Here is a 1,956-nt window from a genome sequence, read left to right as displayed (position 1 = left end):
ACCTGGTGGCGCTGCTGCGCATGAATCTGTTTACCCACCGTGATCTGATGGCGTGGATCGACGAGCCGTTCACAGCGCCGCCCGATCCCGACGAATCACCCCAGGGCGCATTCGCATTCACTTGATGTTGGACAGCACCCATGGGGGCACGATCCTGAAATCCACACACAAGCCGTCCGGAACCCGCGTCAGTTCAGCATGTCATCCGCCGGATTCGCCTGTCTTGGACAGCAGTGCTGCCAGGCCGACCACGGCGTAGGCGGTCGGAGACGCGCTGTCCGGAAACCACTGCCCGTACAGCCGACCGAATACGAGGCCGATCTGCGCGCCGAGGACGAGCATCGGCGCGAACAGGCCGCCGGGCGTGCCGGCCGCATAGGAAAGCGGACCGAGCGCGAAGCGGATTGCGAAGATCAGCCCGATCGTGGACAGGGATCCGGCGTTGAGCAGCGTCTGCTGCGTGAGTGCGTCTCCGCCTCCGACCCACTGGGGCGCCAGCCAACCCAGGAGGCCGACGCCGCCGCCGATCAACGCCGCCCGAGCCGCTACCGGAATACCTTCAGCCTGATCGGCTATCGCCAGTGCGCCCATGACGGCGCGCGTGTAGGCGGCAGCCGCGAGCGCGGCAATGACACCGAGGGCCACATGGACCGGCACCGTCGCGAAGCCCGGGAAGGCTTGCGCCGGCACGGCGAAATCCGGCTCCACGCCCACGAACACGCGCGCCACTGCGATCGCGCCCGCCGAGGCGCCCAGTGCCGCGGCTGCGGTGCGCGTGTCGAAACGCCGCAGCAGTTCCTCCAGCACGAACACCGCGCCGGCGATCGGGGCGTTGAAGGCCGTGGCGAGTCCCGCGCCCGCGCCCGCGGCGAACAGCACTCGGGCGTCGACTTGACCGCGCCGGAACAGCCGACCCATCAGGTCGGCGATCGAGTGACCCATCTGCACACTGGGCCCTTCGCGACCGAGGGCGAGGCCGGAGCCGATGGCGAGCACTCCGCCGACGAACTTGACAATGGCAGTGCGCACGGGTCTGCCCGGTTCGCCACCGTTGATCGCAGCCTCGACCTCGGGTATGCCGCTGCCTGCCGCATTCGGGGAAATCCTGCTCACCAGTGCTGCGGCAACCGCAGTTGCTGCAGCGGCGCTGGCGACGACGAGCAAAAGGCCAGCGAGCCCCTCCTGATGCGCCCAGGCAATGAACTCGCCTCGCAGGGCATCGGCCACTTGAAGCAGGAGCCGGAATACGGCGCAGACGAGCCCCGTGGCACATCCCACGAGCAGCGACAGCAGCGCGAGAACCAGCGTRCCGGCTCTGCTGTCGTCCTGATCGAGATCTGGCGCCATTTTGTTGTCACCCGAGGGGACTGCCTGCAGACGCGGCGCCGATGATGACGTGGTCGGACGTCGCGTGCGCCTTCAGGCGGAATCCCCGCGCAGGGCCTTAGTCGTCAATGATGAGTACAGTGGGTTCGCTCACGGTCTGACGCTTGGAAGACGTCGCTGAGCAGGTCTTCGTCCTTCACGGCCCCAACGCCTTCACCGTGGCGCCGACGTTGCCAACGTAACCGGAGATTGAGTTTTTCGATATGGGTCATTCGTACGCAGCCGTCAGTTTTGTGCTGTAGCCGCAACACAATTCGTCCCTTGGCCTCAGCAGCGGTCGTGGTGCGCATCAATAATGTATCAAACAAGAGTTTCCGGGGAAGGGGCGGCTTCTAACGTAGCAAACTTGGCGGTTGGAAGGTCCGAAATCGACGCTGCGCTGAGCCAAAGAGTGCCTAAGTCGCGTTCAGCGATGCGCACGGCGACCGACGGCCTTAGCAGCAGGGACCTCGCGCAGCGTGCCTTCAGGCAGGTCCCGATGTAGCGCTTGGTCGATAGCGTCCAGCAGCAACTGTTGCGATAGGGCTTTTCCAAGAAGTCCACCGCGCCGTCTTTGATGCCGTCTTTGAT

2 protein-coding genes are annotated in these 1,956 nt (G+C 65.3%); both read right to left on the bottom strand.

The window, feature by feature from the left end; translation table 11 throughout:
• Positions 1–201 precede the first annotated feature (201 nt).
• Positions 202–1,347 carry a chloride channel protein gene (locus tag AC1DY5_RS53445; RefSeq protein WP_478122322.1) on the bottom strand — a complete coding sequence of 382 codons (1,146 nt, stop codon included), beginning with the start codon at positions 1,345–1,347 and terminating at the stop codon, positions 202–204.
• A gap of 339 nt (positions 1,348–1,686) precedes the next feature.
• Positions 1,687–1,956, bottom strand: a 270-nt coding sequence (locus AC1DY5_RS53440; RefSeq protein ID WP_478122321.1) for a hypothetical protein, incomplete at its 5' end; no start/stop codon positions are given.

It is taken from the genome of Variovorax sp. P4_D9, from assembly GCF_056401695.1.
The sequence above is the reverse complement of the archived record's forward strand: the minus strand, read 5'-3'. Positions and strand labels throughout refer to the sequence as shown.